The organism is Streptomyces sp. CT34 (assembly GCF_000805335.1).
Taxonomy (GTDB): Bacteria; Actinomycetota; Actinomycetes; order Streptomycetales; family Streptomycetaceae; genus Streptomyces.
Genome location: NZ_JSFP01000302.1, coordinates 1 through 1386, shown reverse-complemented (window position 1 = coordinate 1386; position 1386 = coordinate 1). Strand labels below are relative to the sequence as shown.

Here is a 1386-nt window from a genome sequence, read left to right as displayed (position 1 = left end):
TTGACCAAATGGTCAAATCGCGGCTAGTGTCCTCGCCATGAACGACACCAAGGTTCTGATCTCGGGTGCGAGCGTCGCCGGACCCGCCCTGGCCCACCTCCTCAACCGCGCCGGCTGCTGCGTCACCGTCGTCGAGCGCGCCCCCTCCGTCCGGGGCGGCGGCTACGCCGTCGACTTCCGCGGCGAGGCCATTGATGTCCTCGACGAGCTCGGCATCCTCGCCGAGGTGCGCGGGCATGACCCCCGTATGCGCGGCACGAGCCTGGTGGACGAGGCCGGCGAGAAGACGGGCGAGCTGCCCGCCGAGGCATTCGCCGGCGAACTGGAGGTCCCGAAGGCCGATCTGACGCGGATTCTGCACCGCATCACCGCCGACGACACCGAGTACCTCTTCGACGACACCATCACCGCCCTCACCGAGCACGAGAACGGCGTCACCGTCGAATTCGAGAAGGCCGCCACCCGTGACTTCGACCTCGTCCTCGGCGCCGACGGCGTCTACTCCCGGGTGCGGCGCCTTGCCCTTGTCCCCCATGAGCAGGCCCTGCACCACCTGGGCCTCTCCGGCGCCGGCTTCACCACCGACAACTTCCTCGGCCTCGACCACCAGGGCATGCTGCAGGTCGCCGGCAACGCCGCCGTCTACCTCTTCAGCGCCGGCGACCCAAAACGGCTCACCGTCAGCCTCTCCTTCGCCACCGACTCGCCCGCCCTCGACCGGCGCAGCCGCGACGAGCAGCAGCAGGCCGTGCGCGCAGCCTTCGCCGGCCGCGGCTGGGAGGTCCCCCGCCTCCTTGCGGCCATGGAGGACGCGGAGGACTTCTACTTCGCCTCCACCTGCCAGGTCCAGCTGGAGCGCTGGTCGACCGGACGCGTCGCCGTGCTCGGCGACGCCGGCTACTGCGCCGCCCCGACCGCGGGCATGGGCACCTCCCAGGCCCTGATCGGCGCCCGCTCCCTCGCCCGGCACCTGACCGCCGCCGACGGCGACCACCGCGCGGCCTTCGCCGCCTACGAAGCCGAGCTGCGCCCCTACGTCGCCGAGAACCAGGCCAAGGGCCGCGAGGCCGTCGCCATGTTCGGCGGCGGCGACCCGCAGCACTGACCCCGATCAAGACCCTCTGGAGGCAACTGCCAGGCCGCCAACCGGAGGAAGAAAGGGGGGCCTGGGTGGTCGGCCTGTCAGCCACGACGTCGCCCTCTACAAGGAGACGAACACCATCAAGCGCCTGATCAAAAAACTCAAGGCTTGACGGGGCATCGCCGCCCGCTATGACAAGACCCCGGGTAGCTACCTCACCGGCCCCCAGCTGCGCGCCGCGATGATCTGGCTCAAGGTTCCTCACGAGGACCACCGATTGATCACGACTCGATACGCGCCCTAGT

The 1386-nt window shown here is 69.9% G+C and carries 1 protein-coding gene and 1 pseudogene; both read left to right on the top strand.

What is annotated here, in order from left to right; all coding sequences use genetic code 11:
- The first annotated feature begins 37 nt into the window (after nucleotides 1-37).
- Nucleotides 38-1105 carry an FAD-dependent monooxygenase gene (locus RZ84_RS00050; RefSeq protein WP_043262604.1) on the top strand — a complete coding sequence of 356 codons (1068 nt, stop codon included), beginning with the start codon at nucleotides 38-40 and terminating at the stop codon, nucleotides 1103-1105.
- A 49-nt stretch (nucleotides 1106-1154) separates the two neighbouring features.
- Nucleotides 1155-1385 (top strand): annotated as a pseudogene (locus tag RZ84_RS40170) (hypothetical protein); the annotation flags it as partial.
- Nucleotide 1386: the final 1 nt, after the last annotated feature.